This is a genomic window from Amycolatopsis aidingensis (genome assembly GCF_018885265.1).
Lineage (GTDB): Bacteria > Actinomycetota > Actinomycetes > Mycobacteriales > Pseudonocardiaceae > Amycolatopsis > Amycolatopsis aidingensis.
The window spans coordinates 5,603,707-5,628,199 of sequence record NZ_CP076538.1; the positions used below are offsets into that span (position 1 = coordinate 5,603,707).

Sequence of the window (24,493 nt, forward strand, 5' to 3'; positions counted from 1 at the left end):
TTCGGCGTAATACGCACACGGCCGTGGTGGCACCGGGGTTCACCCGGCGCCACCACGGCCGTATCGGTACGGAACTATCGGTACGGAACTCAGGCGACCCGGCGCGCTGAGTTGTAGTTGTCCTGCAGCGGCGAGACCTTCACGACGTCACCCGAGGTCGGGGCGTGCACCATCTTGCCGTTGCCGAGGTAGATGCCGACGTGCGAGACCGGCGAGTAGAAGAACACCAGGTCGCCCGGCTGCAGCTGGCTCCTGCTCACCGGGGTGCCGAAGGCGGACTGCGCCCGGCTCGACCGGGGGATGCTGATCCCGGCCTGCTGGTAGGCCCAGGAGGTGAGGCCGGAGCAGTCGAAGGTCGAGGGGCCCTCGGCCCCCCACACATAGGCGCTGCCACGCTTGCTGAGCGCGGCGTCCACCGCGGTCTGCGCCGCCGGGCCGGGCGCCTTGACGTTGGGGGCGGCACCGCCGGTGTCCTGCTGCGCCGCCCGGTCGGAGGCACTGAGCAGGCCCGCCTGCTCTTTGAGCTCCTGGACCTTCTTGTCGAGCGCCTCCTTGCGCGTCTTGATGTCGGCGGCCAGCTTCTCCGCCTCTTCCTTGGCCTTCTTCGCCCTGGCCTGCGCCTCGGCCGCCTTGCGCTCGGCGGCTCCGGCCTGCTGCACCGCGGCGGAGAGGTTCTTCAGCGCCGCGTTGCGGTCGGCCGCGAGCACGTCCAGCGCCGCGGAGCGGTCCAGGAAGTCACGCGTGGAGTCGCCGGTGAGCAGCGCGGACAGCTTGTTCATCTGGGAACCGCTTGTGAAGGACGCGCCGGCGAACTTGTCCACCTCGGTGCGGTAGGTCTCTTCGTCGGCCGCGGCCGCGGACTTGGCCTGCTCGGCTGCCGTCAGGTCGCCATTGGCCTTGTCCAGCTCGGCCTGCCTTGCCGCGAGGTCGTCCTTCGCCTTCAGGTAGTCCTCGTTGAGCTTCTCCGCCTTCGCGGCGAGCTCACGGTACTGCTCGAGGGCGTCGGACTGGCTGATCGGGGGATTCTGGGGAGCGGGGACCGGGGTTGCGGTGGCCGGCGCCTGGACGAAACTCACCGCCGCGATCACGGCGGAGGCTGCCAGCGCTCCTGACACCACTCGCTTCACTGGATGCGACTGCACGTCGCGCGTGTCTCCTTTGCTGCTCGGCCGCCTGACCGGCACCGCACCGAAGAGGTCGGGGGCCCTCTTCGCACCGGCGGGGCGGACACAACACCCCTGCCGGCTACGGCATGTCCCGCCGCGTCAGGCCGACCGGTACCGCAACTGGGTCACCGCGCCTGTGGTTCGCGACGGCCGGCACAGCTCCCCGACAAGCTGTCTCGGCGGCAATCCCGCGTCGCCGTCCCCTGTTTGCGACGGCCTGCCAACCGCGAGATCTCGGACAGGTTACGAAACAGTGGTGCTCACGTCCACCAACGCGACCCCGTTTCATGTCTGCGATGCGCCGAACCACCATTGGACCAGCGATTAAGCGCATACTGTGACCGCCGTAACAGAAGTCCCACGACCGTTCACCTGATCGCATGGACCTTTCGGCGCACGGCCGGGTGACGACTACCCGGCGCGACGGTCTCGCTGCGGCCGAACCTCCCGGCGCGCGGGGCCGGGGACAGTGGTGGCCGGGGTCTCCTCGGTGGTGACCAGCCGCAGCCGGGGCACCATCCCGGCCTCGGCGAGGGCATCCACCGCGCGCTGCTCCTCGTCGTCCCACTCGATCGCGGGCGGGGCCCCGAGCAGGACACTGACCACGCAGTCGGAGCAGGCGTCACCCCGCACCTCGCACCGGTCACAGTCGATGATCATGGTGTCGTCCATGGTGCTCCTCACCTCTGACGAGCCGTATTGACCTGATGGACGCACAGTAAGAAGGGGCACCGACATTTTCGCTCCGTGCTTGCCGGTACACGCCTGAACGTGGCTTTCCGGACGTTCAACGTCGCGAACGGCACTATTGGGCCATCTGACGTCGCGAACGCCACGTTCAGGGCGCTTGGCGGCCCGCGAACTCCCAGTGCCATGGCTCCTCCCGGCCGCCGCCTGCGCGCGCCCACGGCGGGTGCACCCAGCCGAATGCCGGGGCGTTGGTGGCGAGCCAGCGGTGCTCCGGCGTGCCGAAGGACTGCGCCCCGCCGCACAGGTCGGTGGCGAGGCCCCAGCCGTGGTTGCTGGTTCCCGGCACGGCTGCCAGTGACGGCTTGCGCCGGTACAGGTCCACCTGTGCGGTGAAGGTGCGGTAGGAGTCGGTGACGCACAGCGGGCGCCCGAACGCGCCCGCGAAGGCCTTGGACATCGCCCGGAAGGCCTGGGCCGCGTCGCAGCGCAGTACATGGGCTCCGATGCCGATCGGGCACAGGGCCGTGCCGGGGATCAGGCCGTTCGGGAACCCGCCCCACGGGCCCGCGGCCCGGGGGGCACCGCCGCCCTGCCGGGGCGGCAGCTCCACCCCGCCACAGCGCCAGGTCAGCTCCCCCGCGGCCCGCTCAGGGGCGGGCCGCGGCTCGGTCCGGCCGAGGGCGGGGCGGGCGAAGCCGAGCACGCTGTCCCCTGTGGGCCGGTCGGTCACCACCACACTGGACAGCCGGGCATCGGCGGCCAGCATGGTCCGCTGGTCGAGTACCACGCCCAGACTGCACCCCGTACTTCGCGGGCCCGAGGAACACCAGGTCGCCCGGCTGCGCGTCGGCGGAGGGAACCGGACGCACCGTGGCGAACTGCGCTCGCGCGGAACCGGGCAGTTCCAGCCCGGCGCCGGTGAACACCGAGTGCACCAGGCCGTCGCAGGAGTACGCCTGCGGACCGCTTCCGCCCTCGTGCGGCACGTACGGCTTGCCGAGGGCGTCCACCGCGGCCGTGACCGCGACGATGGTCTCCTTCGGCAGCACCAGTACCCGCTCGCCCCGCACGCTCTTGCGGGCCAGCCCGGCCTGCGGCCGGCCGTCCGCACCTGGCACCGGGTCGAGACCGGCCGGCAGCCGCGCGGGGTCGCGCAGGGCCGTCGCCGGTGGCGGCGTGATCCCGGCCGCCTCCAGCCGGTCGAGGTAGGCCTTCCAGTTCGCCGCGGTCTCGGTGTTGCGCCGCTGCTGCGCCCGCTGCTGGGCGATGACCGCGGCGTTGGCGGCGTCGATCGGCGCCCGCAGTTCGGCGGAGATCGCATCGGAACGGTTGCGCGCGTCGGCGGTGTGCTGCTCCAGTTCCGTCTTGCGGGCCGAGGCCGCCCGTTCGGCACCGGCCGCCTCGGCTTCGGCCGCGATCGCGGTGCGCTGCCGCTCCAGTGCCGCGCCGAGCCTGCGGTCCTGCTCGGTGCGCAGGTGGTTGATCATCGCCGTGCCGTCCAGCAGGTCCTGCGGGTTCTCCGCGGACAGCACCACCCGCAGCTCGTCCGGCCTGCCAAGGGCGGTGAACACCGAGCGGGCGAACCGGTCGACCTCGCGCCGCTGCGCCGCGACGGCCGCGTCCGCCGCCGCACGTTCGGCCCGCGCCCGCTGCAGCCGGGCGGTGGCCGCGTTCACCCCCTGCTGCGCCTGCCGGACCTGGCCAGCCAGGCCGCCGAGCTCGCGCTGCACCTCGGACGCGGCCCGCTGCAGCTTGGCGACCTCGGGATCGGCGAAGGCCGCGCCGGGGCGGGGATCCGGTACCCCGGCGCCAGGGGCCACCCCGGCCTCGACCCGGATATCCCCCGGATCGGCCGGTGGCGGTTGCGCGCCCGCGCCCGGCACCACCAGCATCGACGTCACCAGCGCGGCCCCCAGCACAGCGGAGACGGCCCGCATCCACACCTCCACACCCGAGTACTACCTACCTCAACGCCCGACCGAGCCGCAGGTCACGCCCGCCTCCGCAGTAGGTCAGGTGCGGCCGAGGCGGGTGAGCAGGACCGGGGAGGGGACGGGGTGTGCTCCGGTGCGGTGTACCGAGTCGGCGACCGCACGGTCGGAGGTGGCCACGATCACCGGGCGGCCACCGGGTTCGGCGCCGACCAGGTTTCGGATCACGTCATCGGCCTGCACACCGGGATCGGAGAACAGCACCCGCACCCCGCGCTGCGCGGTGGCGGGCACGGACACCACGCCCGCGCCGTCGAACACCACGGTGATCTCGGCCCCGGTGCGCGCGGCCAGCGCGGCAAGCTGGTGGATCAGCCGCTCCCGCTGGTCGGCAAGCGCCAGCTCGGGGTAACCGGTCTTGGTGACGTTGTAGCCGTCCACGATCAGGTGCACGCTCGGCAGGGCGAGCAGGCGATCCAGCCCGGCCGGGTCCCGCACCCGCCCGCTGCCCGGTCCGGCACTCGCGCCGCGGACCGTGTCCGCGGGCCGCTTGCCATCCTCGCTGAGGGACAGCTCCTGGCGCAATCCGGCCACCGCGCCGTCCAGGGTGTTGACCAGCAACGCCAGCCGCACCTCGTCGGCCTGCCGCGCCTCCCGTGCCGACTGCCGCGCCACATCGGCCTCGGCAACGGCCTTGTCCGCCCGCGCCCGCTCGGTGGCAACCCGCTGCCGTTCCCGCTCCAGCTGCGCGGTCAGCGCGGCGACCTCCTCGTCCCGCTCGCCACCCACCTGGCGTGCCTCGGCCCGGGCCTCCTCGGCGGCGTCCTTGGCCTGCCGCAGCACGACCCCCTGCTCACGCAGCCGACCGCGCAGCTTGTCCAGCTCGGCCTCCCGCTCGCCCCGTGCCCGCTCGGCGGCGCCACGGGCCTCCTCGAGCTCACCACGTACCTGCTCGAGCTCGGCCTCCAGCCGCTGCACCCGCGCGAGCGCGGCGTCCCGCTCGGCGCGCAGGGTGGTCTCCTCGGCGTTCTTGGCCACCAGCCGCACCCGGGTGGACGCGCTCGCCTCGCCGAGCAGGGTCGCCGCGGCGGCACCGGCCACCGAGTCCTCCGCGTTCGGGTCCAGCGCGTCCTGCCGGTGCTCGCGCAGCCACTCCAGCACGGCGGTACGGAACCGGGGGGACTCGCGCAGCGCGGCCAGCAGCGGGCCGCCGCCAAGCTTGGCGCGTTTGGCCGGGGCGAACCGGGCGACCGGCCGCAGCTGGCGCGGCACGTCCACGGTCGGCAGCTTGCCCAGCGCGGCGGCGGCGAGCTCGGCGATCCGGTCCCGGACCGGCTCCGGAAGGGACAGCCAGTCGACGGGCTCGGCGGAGCTCGCGTCCCCGGACGACCCGACCGCCTCGACCGGTTCCGGGCGCGCCGCACCACCCGAGGTGTCCGGCGAGACATCCTCGGGCTGGTCGGGGTACGCCGACGGCTGCATTCATCCAGGGTAGTCCCCCAAGGTTGATCTACGCTGACCGTAAGGGGACCGTGATTGTCGGTGCCCGTCCCTAGGGTGCGCGCTATGGATGTGGGCCGCCGTCTCGACCACGCGCAGCTGACCTTCGACGAGCTCGGCACCCCGTTGCGGGACACCACCTTCGTCGTCTTCGACCTGGAGACCACGGGGACCAGCCCCGGCCCGGACGGGATCACCGAGGTGGGCGCGGTGAAGGTACGTGGTGGTGAGGTGCTCGGCGAGTTCGGCACGCTGGTCGACCCGGGCACCGCGGTGCCACCGGAGATCGTCGAGCTGACCGGGATCACCACGGCCATGGTGCGCGCGGCCCCGCCGATCGAGCGGGTGCTGCCTGCCTTCCTGGAGTTCATCTCCGGCGCCGTGCTGGTCGCGCACAACGCGGGATTCGACACCGGGTTCATGCGGGCGGCCTGCCGCGCCCACGGCCACCACTGGCCCCGGGCCGCGGTGGTGTGCACGCTCCGGCTCGCCCGGCGCCTGCTGACCAGGGAGGACACCCCGAGCTACCGGCTCGGCGCGCTCGCCGCCCTGCTCGGCGCGCGGACCAACCCGACCCACCGCGCGCTGGACGATGCCAGGGCCACCGTGGACGTGCTGCACGGGCTGCTGGAGCGGGTCGGCTCGGTGGGCGTGCACTCACTCGAGGAGCTGCTGGACTACCTGCCGGAGGTCACCCCGGCCCAGCGGCGCAAACGCGGGCTGGCCGCGCACCTGCCGTCCCGGCCGGGGGTGTACCTGTTCCGCGGCCCGAACGAGGAGGTGCTCTACGTCGGCACCGCACGCGACCTGCGGCGCAGGGTGCGGCAGTACTTCACCGGCTCGGAGAGCCGCGGCCGGATCCGCGAGATGGTCGCGCTGGCGCAACGGGTGGACGGGATCGAGTGCGCGCACTCGCTGGAGGCCGAGATCAGGGAGCTGCGGCTGCTCGCGGCGCACCGCCCCGCCTACAACCGCAGGTCGAAGAACCCGCACAAGGCCTGGTGGATCGTGCTCACCGAGGAGGCCTTCCCCCGGCTGTCGGTGGTCCGGCTGGCCAGGGACGGGGCGCTCGGGCCGTTCCGCTCCCAGTCCACCGCCGCCGCGGCCGCGAACACCCTGGCCGACGCGGCGGGCCTGCGCACCTGCACCCAGCGCATCCCGGCCAGGGCCCAGGCGGGCACCCCCTGCGTGCTGGCCGAGCTGGGCCGGTGCGGCGCACCCTGCGCGGGCAGGCAGAGCGTGCCGGAGTACGCCACCGGGGTGCACGCGGTGAGTGACCTGATCGCGGGCAGGGACAACGCGCCGCTGTGGGCGGCGCACGGCAGGCTGGAGGCGCTGGCCGGGGCGCAGCACTTCGAGCAGGCGGCACGGCGGCGGGACGAGCTCGCCGCGCTGGTGCGCGCCGTGCGGCGCGGGCACCGGATGGCCGCGCTGGCCGCGATCCCGGAGCTGGTAGCGGCCGGACCGGATGGAAGCGGCGGCTGGGAACTGGTGGTGATCCGCTACGGCAGGCTGGCCTCGGCCGGGGTCGCGCGGCGGGGCGTGCCGCCGATGCCGGTGGTCGAGGCGCTGGTGGCCGGGGCGGAGACGGTGCTACCCGGCCCTGGACCACTGCACGGCAGCGCCGGTGAGGAGGTCGGAATCCTGCTGCGCTGGCTGGCCCGGCCAGGGGTGCGCCTGGTGCGCACGGCGCGGCCCTGGGCGGAACCGGTGCGCGGTGCCGCGGGCTGGCAGGACTGGCTGGCGCGCGCCGAGAGCGGGCGCACCCCGGTGTGAACGGGTCCGGCTCGCTACGATCGGCGGCAGATCAGCGCAGGCCACCCACACCCAGGAGGAACCTTGATCACCGCGATCGTGATGATCCACGCCAAGGCGGACAGCATTCCGGAGACCGCGCAGGCGATCGCGGACATCGAGGGCGTGAGCGAGGTGTACTCCTGCGCGGGCGATGTGGACCTGGTGGCGATCGTCAGGGTCGGCACGCACGAGGGGCTCGCGGACCTGATTCCGGCCAGGATCGGCAAGGTGCCCGGCGTGCTGGACACCGACACCCATATCGCCTTCCGGTCCTACTCCAGCGCGGACACCGAGGCGGCCTTCTCCATCGGCGCCGACGGCGACTGACCCGAACCGGGCGGGTGTGCCCAGCTGGACACACCCGCCCGGTATCGCTGGTCAGTGCTCCGGGGTCTTGCGCCCGGCCGGAATCTGTTCGTCGTCCGCGGTGGCCTCGAGCTCGCCGTTGCCGTGCGCGTGCTGCTCGGCCCGCGCCCGTTCCAGTGCCGCGGTCTCCTCCGGCGGGTCCGGGGTCAGCCAGCCACCGGGGACCGCTTCGCCAGCGGAGCCGAGCTTGTTCATCCGCTTCGGCACCGGTGAACCCTGGTACTCCAGCGGGACCGGGTGGCCGTGCTCGTCCACCGGGCCGAGCGGCTGGTGCACCTCGATGAACTCACCGTGCGGCAGCCGCTTGATGATGCCGGTCTCCACCCCGTGCTCCAGCACCTCCCGGTCGGCCCGTTGCAGGCCGAGGCAGATCCGGTAGGTCACGTAGTACGCCAGTGGCGGCAACAGCAGCAGCCCGATCCGGCCGATCCAGGTCATCGCGTTCAGCGAGATGTCGAAGGTGAACGCGATCAGGTCGTTGAAGCCCGACGCCTCGAGTACCGCATAGACCGCGATGCCCATCACGCCGAGGCTGGTCCGCACCGGGACGTCCCGCGGCCGCTGCAACAGGTTGTGGTGCGCGGTGTCCTTGGACAGCTTGCGTTCGATCCATGGATACCCGATCAGCAGGCCGAACAGAATCGGCATCCCGACCGCGCCGGCGAAGAACACCGGCGGCACCGTGTAGTCGCCGAGATAGAGCTCCCAGGCAGGCCAGATCCGGAGGATGCCGTCCGCCCAGGCCAGATACCAGTCCGGCCAGACACCCGCGGACACCTGTGACGGGTTGTACGGCCCGAGGTTCCATACCGGGTTGATCTGGAACACCCCGGACATCAGCGCGATCACCCCGGTGACGATCGCGAAGAAGGCGCCTGCCTTCAGCGCGAAGTACGGCATGATGCGCACGCCGACCACGTTGGTCTCCTTGCGCCGCACGCCGGGGAACTGGGTGTGTTTCTGGTACCAGACCAGCGCGAGGTGCACCGCGACCAGGCCGAGCATGATGCCCGGAATGATCAGGATGTGCAGGGCGTACAGCCGCGGGATGATCTCGGTTCCGGGGAACTCCCCGCCGAACAGCGCCCAGTGGACCCAGGTGCCCATCACCGGCACGGACAGCACGATGCCGGACATGGTGGCCCGGACACCGGTGCCGGAAAGCAGGTCGTCCGGCAGCGAGTAGCCGAAGAAGCCCTCGAACATGCCCAGGATCAGCAGCAACGCGCCGATCACCCAGTTCGCCTCACGCGGGCGCCGGAAGGCGCCGGTGAAGAAGATCCGGAACATGTGCACGAACATGGCGGCCACGAAGATCAGCGCGCCCCAGTGGTGCACCTGCCGCACGAACAGCCCGCCGCGGACCTCGAAGGAGATGTCCAGCGTGCTCTCGAACGCCCTGGACATCGGGATGCCCTGGAGGTTCGTGAACGAGCCGTTGTAGATGACCTCCTCCATCGAGGGGTCGAAGAACAGGGTGAGGTAGACCCCGGACAGGATCACGATGATGAAGCTGTAGAGCGCGATCTCGCCCAGCAGGAAGGACCAGTGGGTCGGGAACACCTTGTTCATCTGGTGCCGCAGGCCCTTGGCCAGGTGGTAGCGCCGGTCGGCGTTGTCGGCCGCCGCCCCCGCATGCCGCTCGACGGCGCTGGAGCCCTTCGTCGGCGTGGTGAGTGAACTCATGACTTACGCTCCCAGAACCCCGGGCCGATCGCCTCGATGAAGTCGTGCCGTGCCACGAAGTATCCCTCTTCGTTGACCTCGATGGGCAACTGGGCGAGCGCCCTGGTGGCCGGGCCGAACACGGGCTTGGCGTACTGCAGCGCGTCGAACTGCGACTGGTGGCACGGGCACAGGATCCGGTTGGTCCGCTGCTCGTACAGCGAGGTCGGGCAGCCGACGTGACTGCAGATCTTGGTGTAGGCGTAGTAGTCGCCGTAGTTGAAGTCCTCCTGGCCCTTGCGCTTGACCACGCGCTCGGCGTCGGCCGGCCGCAGGCGGATGAGCATGACCGGGTTGTCCGACCGCTTCAGCGCGTGGATCAGCGCCTCGTGGTCACCCCGCTCGGACTCGCGGAACGGGTACACCGTCTCGATCGCGCCCGCGTCCAGGTCCTCCGGCCGGACCAGGGAGATCTCCTCCGGGTCGCCGGTGTACCGGCGCAGGTAGACGACCTCGCCAGGGTGCTGCTTCTTCCACCCGGTGTGCCACAGCGATTCCTTGGTCTCGCTGTTGGCCCAGGGGCTCTTGATCAAGGAGGCCACCGGAAGCGCCACCGCACCGAGCCCGAGCACCCCCGCACCGAGACCGGCGGTGCGCTTGATCGCCGACCGGCGCGCGATGGTGCTGCGGTTACCGGCGTCGGCAAGGTGCGCGAGGATGGTCTGCCGGTCCACCTCGGGCGAACCCTCGCCCATGTTGTCGCTGCGTTCCTGCACGGTCAGCTCGTGCGGGATGAACTTCTTCACGTACAGGATCACGCCGACCGCGACCGCAAGCACCCCGACTCCGAGCGTCACCCCGAGCACCGGGGTGTACAGGCTGTACATCAGGTGCCCAGGCTCCGAGGGCGGGACGTACTCCGACGGCCACCAGATCAGCCCGCCGAGGAAGGCGAGCCCGGCCAGCACGGCGAGGGCGAACCACATCGCGACCTGCCGCTCGGCACGCTTCTCCGCCCTGGTTCCCGGTACCGGCCAGGGGTCCGGGTAGTCGACGATCTCGACGCCGTCCAGCTTGCCGCCGAGCCTGACCAGCTGGTCGCGGTCCATCTCGGCCAGTTCCTCCTCGGTGGGAGGTTTCGGCTCGTTGCCGCTGCTCATCTGCTATGCCCTCGATCCAATCCACATGGTCACGCCGACCAGCGCGGCGATGCCCACCACCCAGGCGATCACACCCTCGGTACCCGGCCCGAACCCGCCGAGCCCGTTGCCACCGACGTCCTGGCCGCCCTCGGCCACCGACTTGACGTAGGCGATGATGTCTTCCTTCTCCTCGGGCGTGAGCTGCCGGTCGGAGAACTTCGGCATGTTCTGCGGGCCGGTGAGCATCGCGGTGTAAATCTGTTCCTCGGTGGCCGGGGCCAGCTCGGGGGCGAACTTGCCAGCCGAGAGGGCACCGCCCTGACCGGTGAAGTTGTGACAGGACGCGCAGTTGAGCCGGAACAGCTCACCGCCGCGCGCCGGGTTGTCCCCGCGCAGCGCCGCGCCACTCTCGGCGGGCCGCTCCGGGCCGCCGCCGTTCGCCTCGATGTAGGCGCTCAGCGCGTCGATCTCCTCCGGGGTGAGCTTCGGCGGCTTGCGCTTGGCCTGCGCCTCCTGGCGCACCATCGGCATCCGGCCGGTGGAGGTCTGGAAGTACACCGCGGCCTCGCCGACCCCGATCAGGCTCGGCCCGCGGTCCTCGACCCCGCCGAGGTTCGAGCCGTGACAGGTGATGCAGGTGTTGTTGTAGATCTCCTCGCCCTTGCGCAGCAGCGCCGGGTCGGCCTGGGCCTGCGCGGTCTGCGGCTCCGGGGCGAACACGGCGTACAACGCACCCGCGCTGAGCAACGCGAGCCCGAGCGCGAGCAGCCCGGCGACCCGCCGCTGGAACTTCGTGCGGCGCCCGCGCCGCGCCGGTGGGGAAGCGGGTTTCTTGCTGGTGGTCATCTCTGCGGCAACCCTTGCTGTCAGTTCGGCCGATACGGGGGTCTGGCTCCTACCGCGGATCAGGGAATGAAGTAGATCACCGCGAACAGCCCGATCCAGACGATGTCGACGAAGTGCCAGTAGTAGGAGACCACGATGGCCGAGGTCGCCTGCGCCGGCGTGAACTTGCTCATCCTGGTGCGGAGGAGCAGGTAGACGAAGGCCACGAGACCGCCGATCACGTGCAGCCCGTGGAAGCCCGTGGCGAGGTAGAACACGGTGCCGAAGGCGCCGGAGGGGATCGTCACGCCCTCCGCGACGAGGTTGATGTACTCGTAGCCCTGGCCGAGCACGAAGATCGTGCCCATCAGCAGGGTGATCAGGTACCAGCGGCGCAGCCCGTACACGTCCCCCTTCTCGGCGGCGAACACGCCGAGCTGGCAGGTGAACGACGAGGCCACGAGGATGATCGTGAACGGGATCGCGTACGGGATGTTCAGGTGGATCGGCTCGCCGGTGGATTCCAGGATCGGCGGCCAGTGGCCGGTGTCGTTCTGGGCCTTGACCGTGAAGAACATCGCGAACAGCCCAGCGAAGAACATCAGTTCGCTGGAGAGCCACACGATCGTGCCGACACTGACCATGTTCGGCCGGTTCAGCGAGTGCACACGCTGGCTGATGGTGGGAGCTGCCGTCGTCACGTCCCGCATTATGTCTTCTCACAACCAGCCACCGCCGGTCGGGTCCTACGGTGAGTCGTGGAGGAGTCGGTCACACCACTGCCCCGGACCGATAGCATCTCCTCCAACGCCCACCACACGAGCCCGGAGGCACGTCGTTATGGCCGAGCAGCCGCTGCGAATCCTGGTCTTCAGCCACCGGCCGGAAGTACGCGAGTCGATCATCAACGCGATCGGGCGCAGGCCGGCGTCCGATATCGGGCGGGTCGACTACGTGGAAGCGGCCGGGGTGGCCGAGGTGCTGACCGAGATGGACGAGGGCGGCCTCGACCTGGCGATCCTGGACGGTGAGGCGCAGCCGACCGGCGGGATCGGCCTCACCCGCCAGCTCAAGCACGAGATCGCCGAATGCCCCCCGATCGTGGTCACCGCGCGGCGCAAGGACGACCGCTGGCTGGCCACCTGGTCCAAGGCCGACGCGGTGCTGGTGCACCCGCTGGACCCGCTGACCGCCGCCGAGACCGTGGCCGAGGTGCTGCGCTCGGGGCGCGTCCCCGCCGTGCGCGGCTAGGCTGGCAGCCCCATGGATCCCTCCACGCATACCTGGCCGGACCTGCTCACCCGGCTGATCGGGGCCGCCGATCTCTCGGCGGAGGACACCCGCTGGGCGATGGACCAGATCATGTCCGGCGAGGCCACCCCCGCACAGATCGCGGGCTTCGCCGTGGCGCTGCGGGCCAAGGGCGAGACCCCGGCCGAGATCGCCGGGATGGCCGAGGCCATGGTCGGGCACGCCCGGCGGCTCGAGGTGGCGGGCCGCGCGGTGGACATCGTCGGCACCGGCGGGGACCGGTCCGGCTCGGTGAACATCTCCACCATGGCGGCGCTGGTCACGGCCGCGGCAGGCGCGCCGGTGGTGAAGCACGGCAACCGGTCCGCCTCGTCCCGCTCCGGGGCCGCCGATGTGCTGGAGGCACTGGGGATCGCCTTCGACCTGCACCCGGCGGGAGTGGCCCGGTGCGTGGCCGAGCTCGGCATCGGGTTCTGCTTCGCGCCGACCTTCCACCCGGCCTTCCGGCACACCGGCACCCCGCGCCGGGAGCTGGGCGTGCCGACCACGTTCAACCTGCTCGGGCCGCTGACCAACCCGGCGCAGCCGAGTGCGGGCATGATCGGCTGTGCCTATCCGGACAAGACCAGGGTGCTGGCGGAGGTCTTCGCCCGCCGCGGTGCCTCGGTGCTGGTGGTGCGCGGGGACGACGGCCTGGACGAGATCACCACCACGACCACGACCTCGGTATGGGTGGTCAGCGGTGGTGCGGTGCGTGCCGAGACGGTCGATCCGGCCGAGCTGGACATCCCGCAGGCGCGGGCCGAGGACCTGCGCGGCGGGGACGCCGAGGCCAACGCCGAGGTCATCCGGGAGCTGGTGGCAGGCAAGCCGGGGCCGGTGCGGGACGCCGTGCTGGTCAACGCCGCAGGCGGGCTGGCGGCATACGCCGGGCTTTCCGGGTCGCTGACCGAGAACCTGGCCGCGGGCATGCGCAGGGCCGCGGAGGCGATCGACTCCGGCGCCGCCGCGAGCCTGCTTACACGGTGGTCCGAGCGGTCAGCCGAGCTCGCTCGGCAGGACGGCTGAGCGGCACCGTCGGCTCCTGGCTCTCCTCGGTCTCGATGTCCTCCGCGGGTTTGCGCAGCACCCTGCTCACCACCACGGTGCTGATCACGATGCCACCGAGCACCAGCGCCGTGGTGAGCAGTCCCTGATCGAGCAGCTGCCCTGCCTGCCCGAGCACCGCGCCGACCGTGGTCCACAGCGCGGCCCACACCATCGAGGACAGCGCGGCGAACCAGGTGAACCGGCGCAGTGGCATCCGCAGCACCCCGGCCAGCGCGGGCGCCAGGGTGTGCGCCACCGCCACGAACCGCGCGGTGACCAGTAGCCAGCCGCCGGAGCTGCGCACCAGCTGCTCGGCCTGCGCCCACCGGCGCGGGTCGGTCTTGCGGCCGATCCAGCCGCGCTGGAGTGCCGGTCCGACCCTGCGCCCGATCAGGTAACCGACCAGCTGCCCTGCCAGGCAACCGGCGGCGGCGACCAGGCCGGCCAGCGGGGACCAGGCCACGTGCAGCACACCGATGCACCCGGCCAGCAGCACTTCACCGGGAAGAAACACGCCGACCAACAGACTGGTCTCGAGGAAGGCCAATACGAAGACCGTCACCAGCACGGCCAGCGGCGGCAGCGCGCCCAGGTCGGGCATCAGGTCCTCGAACACGGCCTTCTCCATTCAACTCGTGGCGCAGTAGCGGGCAGCCTGGGCTGCCTCACCAACTGTGCCCCCTGCAACGAGCTGTGCGGATCAGGGAACACCCCCAGAATAACCCTGGGGCTAGCCCCCGGAACCCCCTTTTTCCGTCCAACGCGGCAGCCAGCGCGCTCATTCCGTCAGCGGGGTGACCTGGGCGAACGCGCGGCGGTACGCGCTGGGGCTGGTGCCCCGCAAGCGGGTGAACTGGTGCCGCAGCGCCGCGGCCGAGGCGTACCCGCATGCCACCGCGATGTCCTCGACGGAAAGGGTGCCCGCTTCCAGCAGTGCCTGCGCCCGGTCCAGCCTGCGCTCGGTCAGCCACCGGTGCGGCGTGCTCCCGGTGGCCGCGGTGAACCGGCGCAGAAAGGTGCGTTCCCGCAGCCCGCAGCGGCGAGCCAGCTCGGCGACGGAAACCGGCTGGTCCAGCCGTCGCTCGATCCACTCGAGCACCTCGGCGATCATCGCGTCCTCCGGTGCGGACCCCTCCGGTACCGGGGCCTCGACGAACTGCGCCTGGCCCCCGGCCCGGTGCGGGGCGGCGACCATCCGCCTGGCCAGCGCGTTCGCCGCGGCCACCCCGCGCAGCCTGCGCACCAGGTGCAGGCACAGGTCCACGGCGGCCACCGTTCCGGCGCTGGTCAGCACCCCGCCGTCGTCCACGTACAGCGCGCTGGGATCGACCTCGGCTGCCGGGAAGCGGGCGCGGAACTCACGCTCGTAGACCCAGTGCACCGTGCATCGCCTGCCGTCCAGCAGGCCCGCGTAGCCCAGCGAGAACACCCCGGCGCAGAACCCGGCCACCCAGGCGCCCCGGTCGGCGGCCGCGCGTAGCACCTCCAGCACCGGCCGCGGCGGTTCCGCGCTGCGTGGCTCGCAGGTCGGCACCACCAGCAGGTCGGCCGAGTCGGCGAAGTCCAGCCCGGCCAGCCCGCCGAGGTCGAAACCGGACCAGCTGCGCACCGGCTCGCCGCCGGGGGAGCAGACCGCGAACTCCCAGCCGTCCATGCCGTCGGCGCTGCGGTCGGTGCCGAAGACCTCGCAAGCGACACCGAGCTCGAACGGGGACACCCTGTCGGCCACCACGACGGCCACCCGGTTGACCTGCATGCCGGCCAGCATGTCACAAGTTTTGCGACCGTTGTCAGGTCTGCCACTCGTGGGCCCGCCCGCCAGCGCCGAAGCTGGCCGCATGACAACCACGACGGAACCGATAACCCCCACCGCACCCCGGGACACCGGCGCGCTCGCGCGGTGGAGCGCGGCGATGGCCCTTTCCGGCACGATCGGCGCGGTCGTACTGGAAAGCGGGGCGCAGGCACCCGCGGTCGCCTTCGCCCGGTGCCTGGTCGGCGGGCTGCTGCTGGTGCTGTGGTGCGCGGCGCGAGGCTGGCTGCGGCCATCGGCGCTGCGGATCGGCCGGGCCGACCTCGGGCTGGCCGTGCTCGGCGGGGTGCTGCTGGTGGGCAACTGGGTGCTGCTGTTCGCCTCCTACGCGCTGTCCTCGATCTCGGTGAGCACGGTGGTGTACCACACCCAACCGCTGCTGCTGGTAGGCCTGGCCGCACTGCTGCTCGGCGAGCGGGTGACCGGCAGCCACCTGGTGCGCGCGGTGATCGCGTTCGGCGGGGTGGCGCTGATCTCGCTGGGGGCGCACGGCAGCGGCGGGCAGCCGGCCGGGCTCGGTGGGATCGCGCTGGCGCTGGCGGCGGCCACGCTGTACGCCGGTGCCTCGTTGATCGCCAAGCGGCTTTCGCATCTGCGGCCACACCTGCTGGCCGCGATCCAGTGCACGGTGGGCTCGGTGCTGCTGGCTCCCGCGCTGCTGGTGGCGCCACTACCCGCCGATCCGGGCGGGCTGGCCTGGCTGGTGCTGCTCGGCACGGTGCACACCGCGCTGCTGTACGTGCTGATGTACGGCAGTATCGGGCGGCTGCCCACCGGAACGGTGGCGCTGATCTCCTACCTGTATCCGGTGGTCGCGGTGCTGGTGGACATGCTGGGGTACGGCCACCGGCTCACCCTCGCCGAGGGCATCGGCATGGCTGCGGTACTCGCCGCCGCGCTCACTCCTCGTTCGGGCCGGTGTGGTACTCGAACACCAGGCCGCCGATGGCGATCAGCAGCGCGACGATCGCCATGATCAGCATCCAGATGTGGAAGAAGGCGAGCGCGATACCACCGAACGCGGCGGCAGCGGCCAGCGCGATCGGCCAGTAGCTGCCGGGGCTGAAGAAGCCGAGCTCACCGGCGCCGTCGCTGACCTCGGCGTCCTCGTTGTCCTCCGGCCGGGTCTCGATCCGGCGGGCCACGAACCGGAAGTAGCTGCCTGCCAGCAGCGCCAGCCCGCCGGTGAGGATCAGCGCGACCGTGCCGACCGGTTCCACGCCGTCCTCGGTCATGTAGGCGGTCAGGACGGCGTAGATGACCGCGACGAGAAAGGCAAAGACCGTGACGATTTCGAAGACCCGGGCTTCGACCTTCATGGACGTGTCCTTACTACTCTTGCTGAGGCCTTGTGGTCGGTGCGTGGCGGCCGCGCGTCAGCCGGATGCGGTCCGCGCGGTGCGGTCGGTGTCGAACGGCTGGGTGGTGGTCGCCAGCGGGGCGCACACCTCACCGCAGCCCTCCGCCTGCATCGCGGACAACGCCTCGGCAGCCGTGGCCGGCCGCCCCGTGTTCGGGTTGATCTGGCCACGCAGCTCGAGGTAGCGGTCGAACTTGTCCGGGGACAGGGCCCGCACCTCGAAGTTCATCACCGAGTGGTAGGTCCCGCACAGCTCGGCGCAGCGGCCGACGAAGGCGCCCTCCCTGTCGATGGTGTTCTGGAAGGAGTTGTCCTGGTTGTTCTTCTCCGGGTGCGGCATCACGTCGCGCTTGAAGTTGAACTCCGGCACCCAGAACGAGTGGATCACGTCGGTGGAGACCAGGTCGTACTGGATGACCTGGTTGGTCGGCAGCACCAGCAGCGGGATCTCGGTGGAGCTGCCGACCGTGCGGATCGGCTCGCCCTCGCCGTTGTCCGTGCCCGGGTAGCGGAACTCCCAGTTCCACTGGAAGGCGACCACGTCCACCGTGACGTCCGGGTCCTCGTCCTTGTCCAGCACGCTGTTCTCGGTGGTGGCGGTGAAGAAGAACAGCACGCAGACCATGATCACCGGCACGACGACGCAGAAGAGCTCCAGCGGCATGTTGTACTGGAACTGCCTTGGCAGGCCCTCGTCGGTCTTCTTCTTCCGGTGGAAGGCAATGGTCCAGAAGATCAGGCCCCAGACGATCACGCCCACGACGAGCGCGGCGACCACCGACCAGGTCCACAGCTGGCGCATCTGCTCGGCCTGCGGGGTGACCGCCTCCGGCCAGCCGAACCGCAGGATCTCGTCACCGGAACAACCGGTCACCGTGGCAGCGACCAGCCCGGCGAGCGCAGCGACCTTCCCGGCCCTAGCCGGTCGTGTGGCCCTGGCGTGCTCCGCAACGCGCATCGCGCCGTGCCGTTTCACCCAGCCTCCTTGCCCGATCTTTCTGACAGGCGGAGCCTAGCCGAATTGCCCCGCCGCGCAGGACAAGGGGTGAGTGTGAGCGTTACTACCCGGCGCGGCGGCGTGTCGGCGGACCGGCATACTTGGCCACTCGGAGATCCGGTGACGACCTGAGGTGTGTGACGAGGCGTGTGCGGCCTGCTTGGACTGGTCTGTGCCAGCGAAGACGATGCGGTGAAGGCCCGGGACGCGGTCGGCGCGGCGCTGCGCTGCCAGCGGCACCGTGGCCCGGACGAGACCGACACCTGGGCGGATGCCGAGGTGGTCTACGGCTTCAACCGGCTCGCCTTCATCGACGTCGAGCATTCGCACCAGCCGCTGACCTGGGGCCCGCCGGAGTCGCCCCGCCGGTACACGATCAACTTCAATGGTGAGATCTACAACTTCCAGCAGCTGCGCGCGGAGCTGGCGGCGGAGTACGGCACCGAGTTCACCACCGAGGGGGACGCGGAGACCATTGTCGCTGCCTACCACCATCTCGGCCGCGCCGCGGTGGCCAGGCTGCGCGGGATGTTCGCCTTCCTGATCTGGGACGCGCGGGAGAAGGTGGTCTTCGGCGCCCGCGATCCCTTCGGCATCAAGCCGCTGTTCTACTCCCATGGCCCCGGCGGGGTGGCCTTCTCCAGCGAGAAGAAGAGCCTGCTGGAGCTGTCCGAGGTACTCGGCGTGCCGCAGCAGCTGGACCGGACCGCGTTGCAGCACTACCTGGCCCTGCAGTACGTGCCGGAGCCGGAGTCCCTGCACAGCGGGATCCGCAGGATCCAGTCCGGCACCTCGTTCACCGTCTCCCCCGGCGGTGAGCTGGCCACCGAGCGGTACTTCGTCCCGGAGTTCGACACCCGGCCGGTCGCCGGGGCCGGGGAGGCGGCCGAGTTGCATCACCGGATCGCGGACGTGATGCGGGACTCGGTGGCCAAGCACATGATCGCCGACCCGGACGTGACCGTGGGCGCGTTCCTTTCCGGCGGCATCGACTCCACGGCGATCGCCGCGCTGGCCAAGGAGCAGAACCCGAACCTGATCACCTTCACCACCGGGTTCGAGCGCGAGGGCTACTCCGAGGTGGACGTGGCCGCGGAGTCGGCGGCCGCGATCGGCGTCAAGCACGTGGTGCGCACGGTGTCCGCCGAGGAGATGATGGAGAGCCTGCCGCTGATCGTCTGGTACCTGGACGACCCGGTGGCCGACCCGGCGCTGGTCCCGCTGTGGTTCATCGCCCGCGAGGCGCGCAAGCACGTGAAGGCGGTGCTGTCCGGCGAGGGCTCGGACGAGCTGTTCGGCGGGTACACGATCTACCGCGAGCCGCTGTCGCTGGCCCCGTTCGAGAAGATTCCCGGCGGGGTGCGCAGGCTGCTGGGCAAGGTGTCCGCCAAGATCCCGGAGGGCACCAGGGGCAAGGACCTGCTGCGCCGCGGCTCGCTGCCGCTGGAGGAGCGCTACTACGGCAACGCCCGGATCTTCCGGGACGACCAGCTGCGCGGGGTGCTGCGCACCTTCACCGAGGGCGTGGGGCACCAGGACGTCACCGGGCCCTGGTACCGGGCCTCGGCGGGCTGGGACCCGGTGTCCCGGATGCAGCATGTGGACCTGTTCACCTGGCTGCGCGGGGACATCCTGGTCAAGGCGGACAAGATGACCATGGCCAACTCGCTGGAGCTGCGGGTGCCCTTCCTGGACCCGGAGGTCTTCCGGGTGGCCGCGAGCATCCCGCTGGATCAGAAGATCACCAGGGAGACCACGAAGTACGCGCTGCGGCGCGCGCTGGACGGCATCGTGCCCGCGCACGTGCTGAACCGGCGCAAGCTCGGTTTCCCGGTGCCGATCCGGCTGTGGCTGCGGGACGAGATGTACGACTGGGCCCGCGGCATCATCTCCGACTCCCGCACCGAGGACCTGCTGGACAAGCAGGCCGTGCTGCGGCTGCTGGACGAGCACAAGGCAGGCACCCTGGACCACAGCAGGCGGCTGTGGGCGCTGCTGGTGTTCATGCTGTGGCACGGCATCTTCGTGGAGCACCGGATCAAGCCGGAGATCCCGGAACCGCAGTACCCCGTGCACGTCTGACCCGCCAAAGCCCTGAACGTGGCGTTCGAGACGCTCAGCGTCGCGAACGGCACATTTGGGACGTTGAACGTCCGGAAAGCCACGTTCAGGGTGCTTGCGGGGCCTTCGGGGCGGCGCGGATGTGTGCGCGTTCCCCCTGCCTTCCGATCAGGCTGAGGTACTCGACCGGGCCTGCGCTGGTGGCACCGAACCAGTGCGGGGTGCGCGTGTCGAACTCGGCGGCTTCCCCCGGTTTGAGCAGGAGGTCGTGCTCGCCGAGGACCAGCCGCAGCGTGCCGTTGAGCACGTAGACCCAGTCATACCCCTCGTGGGTGCGCAGGTCGGGCTCGGCGCCGTCGTCCCCGCTCGGCAGGACGAACTTGTAGGCCTGGATGCCTCCCGGCCTGCGGGTCAGCGGCAGGATGGTGGATCCGTCGGCGCAGGTGATCGGGCGCAGGTTGACCCGCGGGTTGCCGGTGGGCGGTGCGTCGACGAGTTCGTCCAGGGTCGCCCCGTAGGCGCGGGCCAGCGGCAGCAGCTGCTCGAGCGTCGGCAGGCGCAGGCCGGCCTCGAGCCGGGAGAGCGTGCTGGTGGAGATGCCCGTCTCGGTGGCGAGATCGGCCAGGGTGATGTCCCGGCGTTGGCGTAGCTGCTTCAGTCTCGGCCCGACGGCATCGAGGGTGCGGTCCGTCGCCTCGTCCATGCCTCCATTTTGCCATTCGGCAACAGTCTTTGCCGTTTGGTCCGCGCGCTTGTCACGATCACGCCATGGCGCATGCATTCGACAGGGAGTACTGGGAGCAGCACTGGCAACAGGGCGGCTCCGGCGGCAACCCACCGAACCCGTACCTGGCGCGGGAGACCGCCGAACTGGTACCGGGCACGGCACTGGACGCGGGATGCGGGGCCGGCGCCGAGGCGATCTGGCTCGCCGCGCACGGGTGGCAGGTGACCGCGGCCGACATCTCCGCCGCGGCGCTCGCCCGTGCCGCCGAGCAGGCACGGGCCGCCGGAGCATCCGAACGGCTGCGGTGGGTCGAGGCGGATGTGAGCCGCTGGCAGCCGGGCAGGCGGTTCGACCTGGTCACGACCCACTACGCCCATCCGGCGATGCCGCAGCTGGAGTTCTACGACCGGATCGCGGGATGGGTGGCGCCCGGTGGCACCCTGCTGATCGTCGGCCACCTGCACACCCACGGCTCCGGGAACCATCCGCCCGCGGAGGCCTCGGTCACCGCCGCGGCCATCACGGCACGTCTGGACGAGCCGGCCTGGCAGGTCGCCACCGCCGAGGAGTGCCACCGCACCCGCACCGGGCATGGGGGCGAGCAGCTCCCCCTGCACGACGTCGTCGTGCGCGCCACCCGGCGCCGCGAAACGCGCAAAGCCGCGGAGGAGAGAGTATGAAAGCCCGTGCCGAGCCGCGGCACCCATGGCGACCACGGCGCGCGCCCCGGCCGAAGGCCCGCTATCGGGGCGGCGGGGTGCATGCGGTGGCGACCCTGCGCTGGATCATGAGCGGCACCCCGTCGACACGATCGCGGAAGCGCGCAAAGCCGCGGAGGAGAGAGCATGGGTAGCCCCGTGCCCACCCAGACGGGCGAGCCCGACCCGACCATCCAGGACCCGCGCAGGCGTCGCGCGATCCTGGTCGCGGTCTGCATCGCACTGATGGCCGTCATCGCCTCGGTGACCGGCCTGAACGTCGCCCAGCCACAGCTCGCCGTCGAGTTCGGCATCGCGCAGAGCACCGTGCTGTGGATCATCAACATCTACGCGATCAGCCTCGCCGCCCTGCTGCTCCCGCTCGGCGCGGTCGGCGACCGGTGGGGCCGCAAGCCGGTGCTGCTGACCGGCCTCGCGGTTTTCGGGGTGGCCAGCGCGGCCGCCGGACTGGCCCCCTCGGCCGAGATCCTCCTCATCGCGCGGTTCCTCAGCGGGGTGGGCGCGGCGATGATCATGCCGGTCACCCTCGCCGTCATCACCTCGACCTTCCCCGATGCGGAACGCTCCAAGGCGATCGGTGTCTGGACCGGTGTCGCGGGCGGTGGCGGCATCCTGGGGATGTACCTTTCGGCCCTGCTGGTGGACCTGGCCAGCTGGCGGTGGCTGTTCGTGCTGCCGGTGGCGCTCGTCCTCATCTCGGCCGCCATGGCGCTGCGGTCGGTCCCGAACTCCAGGGAGCGGTCGCGGCACGGGTTCGACACCATCGGCTCGCTGACCTCCGTGGTCGCCGTGCTCGGCCTCATCTTCGTCCTGCACGAGGGCCCCGAACGGGGCTGGACCGCGCCCGGCACGCTGCTGAGCCTCCTCGTCGGAGTCCTCGCCGCCATCGGCTTCGTGCTGTGGGAGCTGCGCAGGAAGGCTCCCCTGCTCGACGTCCGGCTCTTCCGTGAACGCGGCCTGGCCAGTGGCTCGGTGTCGCTGCTGGCGGTGTTCGGGGTGCAGGCAGGCATCTTCGTCGTGCTCTTCCCCTACTTCCAGGCCGTGCTCGGCTGGTCCGGCCTGCGTTCCACCCTGGCACTGATGCCGATGGCGCTGCTGTTGATGTCCGCCTCCGGCCTGGCGCCGCGGGTAGCGGCACGCATCGGCAGCCGGGCGACGATGGCGTCCGGCATCCTCCTCGGCGGCACCGGCCTGGCCCTGCTGGCCACGTTCGTCTCCGTCACGGGCGGGTACCTTTCGGTGCTGCCCGGCATGCTGGTGATGGGACTCGGCATGGGCCTTTCGATGACCCCGTCCACCGAGGCCATCACCAGCGCGCTGCCGCGCGAGCGGCAAGGCGTCGCCTCCGCCCTGAACGACGTGACCAGGGAATTCGGCACCGCGCTCGGCATCGCACTGCTCGGCGCGGTCCTGTCGGCCGGCTACCGGGACGCCATCGGCTCCCGGCTCGACGGCGTCTCCGGCGCGGCAGCCGGGGCCGCACGGGCAGGGGTCGCCAACGCACTCGAAGCCGCCGAGGCCGCAGGACCCCAGGCGCACTCGCTGGTCCGCGCCGCCAAGGAGTCCTTCGTCGATGGCTGGCAGCAGGCCATGTGGGCGGGCTGCATCGCGATGACGGTGCTGTTCGGCTATGTCCTCCTCCGGGGTCCCCGGCGCGACCCCGATACGGACAAGTTACCTGCCGGTACGCGGTTACGTGGATCGTGAATCTCACGTATAACTTGTTCTCACTGTCGCACAGTGAGGAGCGTCACATGGATGACAACTTCCTGCAAAGCAACAAGTCCAGTCGTGTCTCCCGGCGTGGGTTCATAGCAGGAACGAGTTCTATTATTGCCGCCGCGGGCCTGTCGGGAGTCCCGGCGCGGGCGCGGCCCGCGGCGGCCGCCGCCCCGATCGCGGGTGGAGCCCATGTACCGGTTCTGGTCATCGGCACCGGATACGGCGGCGCGGTCACCGCACTGCGGCTGGCCGAGGCCGGGGTTCCGGTGCACATGATCGAGATGGGCATGGCGTGGGACACCCAGGGACCGGACGGCAAGATCTTCGCCAACACGACCGCGCCGGACTACCGCTCCTTCTGGCTGCGCACCAGGACCAAGCAGCCGATCAGCAACTTCCTCGGCTTCCCGCTGGACAAGGACGTCCCCCGCTACACGGGGATCCTGGACGCCGAGGACTTCGGCGGCATCCTGATCTACCAGGGCCGCGGCGTCGGCGGCGGCTCGCTGGTCAACGGCGGTATGGCGGTCACGCCGAGGCGGGAGAACTTCGGCGAGATCCTGCCCTCGGTGGACGCCGGGGAGATGTACTCGACCTACTACCCGCGAGCCAACACCGGGCTCGGCGTCACCGATGTGGACCCGGCCTGGTGGGAAGCCACCGACTGCTACCAGTACGCCAGGGTCGGTCGCAAACACGCCCAGCGGTCCGGGTTCCCGTTCGTCTTCGTGCCCAATGTGTACGACTGGGACTACATGGAGCGGGAGGCTGCGGGCACCGTTCCCGAGTCGGCCCTTGCCGGTGAGGTGCTCTACGGCAACAACCACGGCAAGAAGTCGCTACAGCAGACCTACCTGGCCAGGGCGAGGGCGACCGGCAGGGTCACCATCTCCCCGCTGCACCGGGTCACCTCGGTCGCCCCACTGCCCGCGGGCGGCTACGCGGTCGGCATGGACCAGCTCGACACCACCGGCGGCACGGTCGCCGGCAAGACCGTGACCGCGGACCGGGTGTTCTTCGCCGCGGGCAGCGCGGGCACCAGCAAGCTGCTCACCCGGCTGCGCGCCACCGGGGTGCTGCCCGCCCTGAACGGCGAGGTCGGCAAGGGCTGGGGCGACAACGGCAACGTGATGTGCGGCCGCGCCAACCACCTGTGGGACCCGACCGGCAAGCTGCAGTCGGCCATGCCCACGGCGGGTATCGACAACTGGGCGGCGGGCGGCGCGTTCGCCGAGGTCGCGCCGCTGCCCACCGGTATCGAGACCTACGCCTCCTTCTACCTCTCGATCACCAGGAACCCGCACCGCGCCCGGTTCAGCTGGAACGCGGAGGCGAGCAGGGTGGACCTCGACTGGCAGGCCGGATGGAAACAGCCCGCCATCGACGCCGCCAAGACGATCTTCGACCGGATCAACGCGAAGGAGGGGACGATCTACCGGACCGATCTCTTCGGCGCCTACAAGATCTGGGGCGACCACCTCACGTATCACCCGCTCGGCGGCGTGGTGCTGAACAAGGCCACCGACAATCACGGCCGCCTGCACGGCTATCCCGGGCTGTACGTGATGGACGGCTCGCTGATCCCCGGCAACGCCAGCGTGAACCCGTTCGTCACCATCACCGCGCTGGCCGAACGGAACATCGAACGGATCATCGCCACCGACCTGTGACG

General features: G+C 70.9%; 23 protein-coding genes. 9 read left to right on the plus strand and 14 right to left on the minus strand.

Features of this window, described 5'->3' with window-relative positions; all coding sequences use genetic code 11:
• Positions 1-89: 89 nt before the first annotated feature.
• The 5 genes from KOI47_RS25440 to KOI47_RS25455 form a co-directional block, all read right to left on the minus strand.
• Positions 90-1,142 carry a C40 family peptidase gene (locus KOI47_RS25440; RefSeq protein ID WP_216208381.1) on the minus strand — a complete coding sequence of 351 codons (1,053 nt, stop codon included), beginning with the start codon at positions 1,140-1,142 and terminating at the stop codon, positions 90-92.
• Between the two features lie 435 nt (positions 1,143-1,577).
• The gene (locus tag KOI47_RS25445; protein WP_216217769.1) at positions 1,578-1,838 is read right to left on the minus strand and encodes a hypothetical protein; all 261 of its coding nucleotides are present in this window, start codon (positions 1,836-1,838) and stop codon (positions 1,578-1,580) included.
• Positions 1,839-2,004: 166 nt separating this feature from the next.
• Complete coding sequence (locus tag KOI47_RS35885; RefSeq protein ID WP_232376247.1) at positions 2,005-2,586, minus strand: M15 family metallopeptidase; 582 nt, start codon at positions 2,584-2,586, stop codon at positions 2,005-2,007.
• On the minus strand, positions 2,504-3,793 hold the full coding sequence (locus tag KOI47_RS25450) for a C40 family peptidase (protein WP_232376248.1): 1,290 nt from the start codon (positions 3,791-3,793) through the stop codon (positions 2,504-2,506). Before KOI47_RS25450 ends, KOI47_RS35885 begins: the two co-directional genes overlap by 83 nt.
• 75 nt (positions 3,794-3,868) lie before the next feature.
• Entirely contained in the window at positions 3,869-5,269 is a 1,401-nt protein-coding gene (locus KOI47_RS25455; RefSeq protein ID WP_216208384.1) for an NYN domain-containing protein, read from the minus strand.
• An 84-nt stretch (positions 5,270-5,353) separates the two neighbouring features.
• On the opposite strand from KOI47_RS25455, the gene KOI47_RS25460 reads away from it, so the two are divergent.
• Both KOI47_RS25460 and KOI47_RS25465 read left to right on the plus strand, forming a co-directional pair.
• A complete protein-coding gene (locus tag KOI47_RS25460) occupies positions 5,354-7,063 on the plus strand; it encodes a DEDD exonuclease domain-containing protein (protein WP_216208388.1) in 1,710 nt (569 codons plus the stop codon).
• A 63-nt stretch (positions 7,064-7,126) separates the two neighbouring features.
• Positions 7,127-7,411, plus strand: coding sequence for an Lrp/AsnC family transcriptional regulator (locus tag KOI47_RS25465; RefSeq protein ID WP_216208391.1), 285 nt, complete (start codon positions 7,127-7,129; stop codon positions 7,409-7,411).
• Between the two features lie 51 nt (positions 7,412-7,462).
• Here the strand turns inward: KOI47_RS25465 and qcrB are convergent, their stop codons facing one another.
• The 4 genes from qcrB to ctaE are packed head-to-tail and all read right to left on the minus strand — an operon-like array spanning position 7,463 to position 11,792.
• Positions 7,463-9,136, minus strand: a complete 1,674-nt coding sequence (qcrB, locus tag KOI47_RS25470) for a cytochrome bc1 complex cytochrome b subunit (protein WP_216208395.1) — start codon at positions 9,134-9,136, stop codon at positions 7,463-7,465.
• Entirely contained in the window at positions 9,133-10,275 is a 1,143-nt protein-coding gene (gene qcrA / locus KOI47_RS25475; RefSeq protein WP_216208398.1) for a cytochrome bc1 complex Rieske iron-sulfur subunit, read from the minus strand. Before qcrA ends, qcrB begins: the two co-directional genes overlap by 4 nt.
• 3 nt (positions 10,276-10,278) lie before the next feature.
• Entirely contained in the window at positions 10,279-11,103 is an 825-nt protein-coding gene (gene qcrC / locus KOI47_RS25480) for a cytochrome bc1 complex diheme cytochrome c subunit (RefSeq protein WP_216208401.1), read from the minus strand.
• A 59-nt stretch (positions 11,104-11,162) separates the two neighbouring features.
• A complete protein-coding gene (gene ctaE, locus KOI47_RS25485) occupies positions 11,163-11,792 on the minus strand; it encodes an aa3-type cytochrome oxidase subunit III (RefSeq protein WP_216208404.1) in 630 nt (209 codons plus the stop codon).
• A gap of 130 nt (positions 11,793-11,922) precedes the next feature.
• On the opposite strand from ctaE, the gene KOI47_RS25490 reads away from it, so the two are divergent.
• Together KOI47_RS25490 and trpD are read left to right on the plus strand one after the other, a co-directional pair.
• Complete coding sequence (locus KOI47_RS25490; RefSeq protein WP_216208408.1) at positions 11,923-12,333, plus strand: response regulator transcription factor; 411 nt, start codon at positions 11,923-11,925, stop codon at positions 12,331-12,333.
• Positions 12,334-12,345: 12 nt separating this feature from the next.
• Positions 12,346-13,401, plus strand: a complete 1,056-nt coding sequence (gene trpD, locus KOI47_RS25495; RefSeq protein ID WP_216208411.1) for an anthranilate phosphoribosyltransferase — start codon at positions 12,346-12,348, stop codon at positions 13,399-13,401.
• Here the strand turns inward: trpD and KOI47_RS25500 are convergent.
• Positions 13,352-14,038, minus strand: a complete 687-nt coding sequence (locus KOI47_RS25500; RefSeq protein WP_216208414.1) for a DedA family protein — start codon at positions 14,036-14,038, stop codon at positions 13,352-13,354. The two genes, trpD and KOI47_RS25500, sit on opposite strands and share 50 nt — an antisense overlap.
• 162 nt (positions 14,039-14,200) lie before the next feature.
• Positions 14,201-15,178 carry a GlxA family transcriptional regulator gene (locus tag KOI47_RS25505; RefSeq protein WP_216217548.1) on the minus strand — a complete coding sequence of 326 codons (978 nt, stop codon included), beginning with the start codon at positions 15,176-15,178 and terminating at the stop codon, positions 14,201-14,203.
• An 82-nt stretch (positions 15,179-15,260) separates the two neighbouring features.
• Here KOI47_RS25505 and KOI47_RS25510 point away from each other — a divergent pair, with 82 nt between their 5' ends.
• Positions 15,261-16,211, plus strand: coding sequence for a DMT family transporter (locus KOI47_RS25510; RefSeq protein ID WP_232376249.1), 951 nt, complete (start codon positions 15,261-15,263; stop codon positions 16,209-16,211).
• Here KOI47_RS25510 and KOI47_RS25515 read toward each other — a convergent pair.
• Together KOI47_RS25515 and ctaC are read right to left on the minus strand one after the other, a co-directional pair.
• On the minus strand, positions 16,135-16,554 hold the full coding sequence (locus KOI47_RS25515) for a cytochrome c oxidase subunit 4 (protein ID WP_216208418.1): 420 nt from the start codon (positions 16,552-16,554) through the stop codon (positions 16,135-16,137). The two genes, KOI47_RS25510 and KOI47_RS25515, sit on opposite strands and share 77 nt — an antisense overlap.
• A gap of 57 nt (positions 16,555-16,611) precedes the next feature.
• Positions 16,612-17,553, minus strand: coding sequence for an aa3-type cytochrome oxidase subunit II (gene ctaC, locus KOI47_RS25520; protein WP_216217550.1), 942 nt, complete (start codon positions 17,551-17,553; stop codon positions 16,612-16,614).
• Positions 17,554-17,739: 186 nt separating this feature from the next.
• Between ctaC and asnB the strand changes: the two genes are divergently transcribed.
• On the plus strand, positions 17,740-19,674 hold the full coding sequence (asnB, locus tag KOI47_RS25525) for an asparagine synthase (glutamine-hydrolyzing) (protein WP_216208422.1): 1,935 nt from the start codon (positions 17,740-17,742) through the stop codon (positions 19,672-19,674).
• An 85-nt stretch (positions 19,675-19,759) separates the two neighbouring features.
• Here asnB and KOI47_RS25530 read toward each other — a convergent pair whose 3' ends face one another.
• Positions 19,760-20,356: a helix-turn-helix domain-containing protein gene (locus KOI47_RS25530; protein WP_216208425.1), complete on the minus strand. Its 597-nt coding sequence runs from the start codon at positions 20,354-20,356 to the stop codon at positions 19,760-19,762.
• 65 nt (positions 20,357-20,421) lie between these two features.
• Here KOI47_RS25530 and KOI47_RS25535 point away from each other — a divergent pair, with 65 nt between their 5' ends.
• From KOI47_RS25535 to KOI47_RS25545, 3 genes are all read left to right on the plus strand, one after another.
• Positions 20,422-21,060 carry a class I SAM-dependent methyltransferase gene (locus KOI47_RS25535; protein WP_216208428.1) on the plus strand — a complete coding sequence of 213 codons (639 nt, stop codon included), beginning with the start codon at positions 20,422-20,424 and terminating at the stop codon, positions 21,058-21,060.
• Between the two features lie 165 nt (positions 21,061-21,225).
• Positions 21,226-22,806, plus strand: coding sequence for an MFS transporter (locus KOI47_RS25540; RefSeq protein WP_216208430.1), 1,581 nt, complete (start codon positions 21,226-21,228; stop codon positions 22,804-22,806).
• Positions 22,807-22,853: 47 nt separating this feature from the next.
• On the plus strand, positions 22,854-24,491 hold the full coding sequence (locus KOI47_RS25545; RefSeq protein ID WP_216208432.1) for a GMC oxidoreductase: 1,638 nt from the start codon (positions 22,854-22,856) through the stop codon (positions 24,489-24,491).
• The last annotated feature ends 2 nt before the right edge of the window (positions 24,492-24,493 follow it).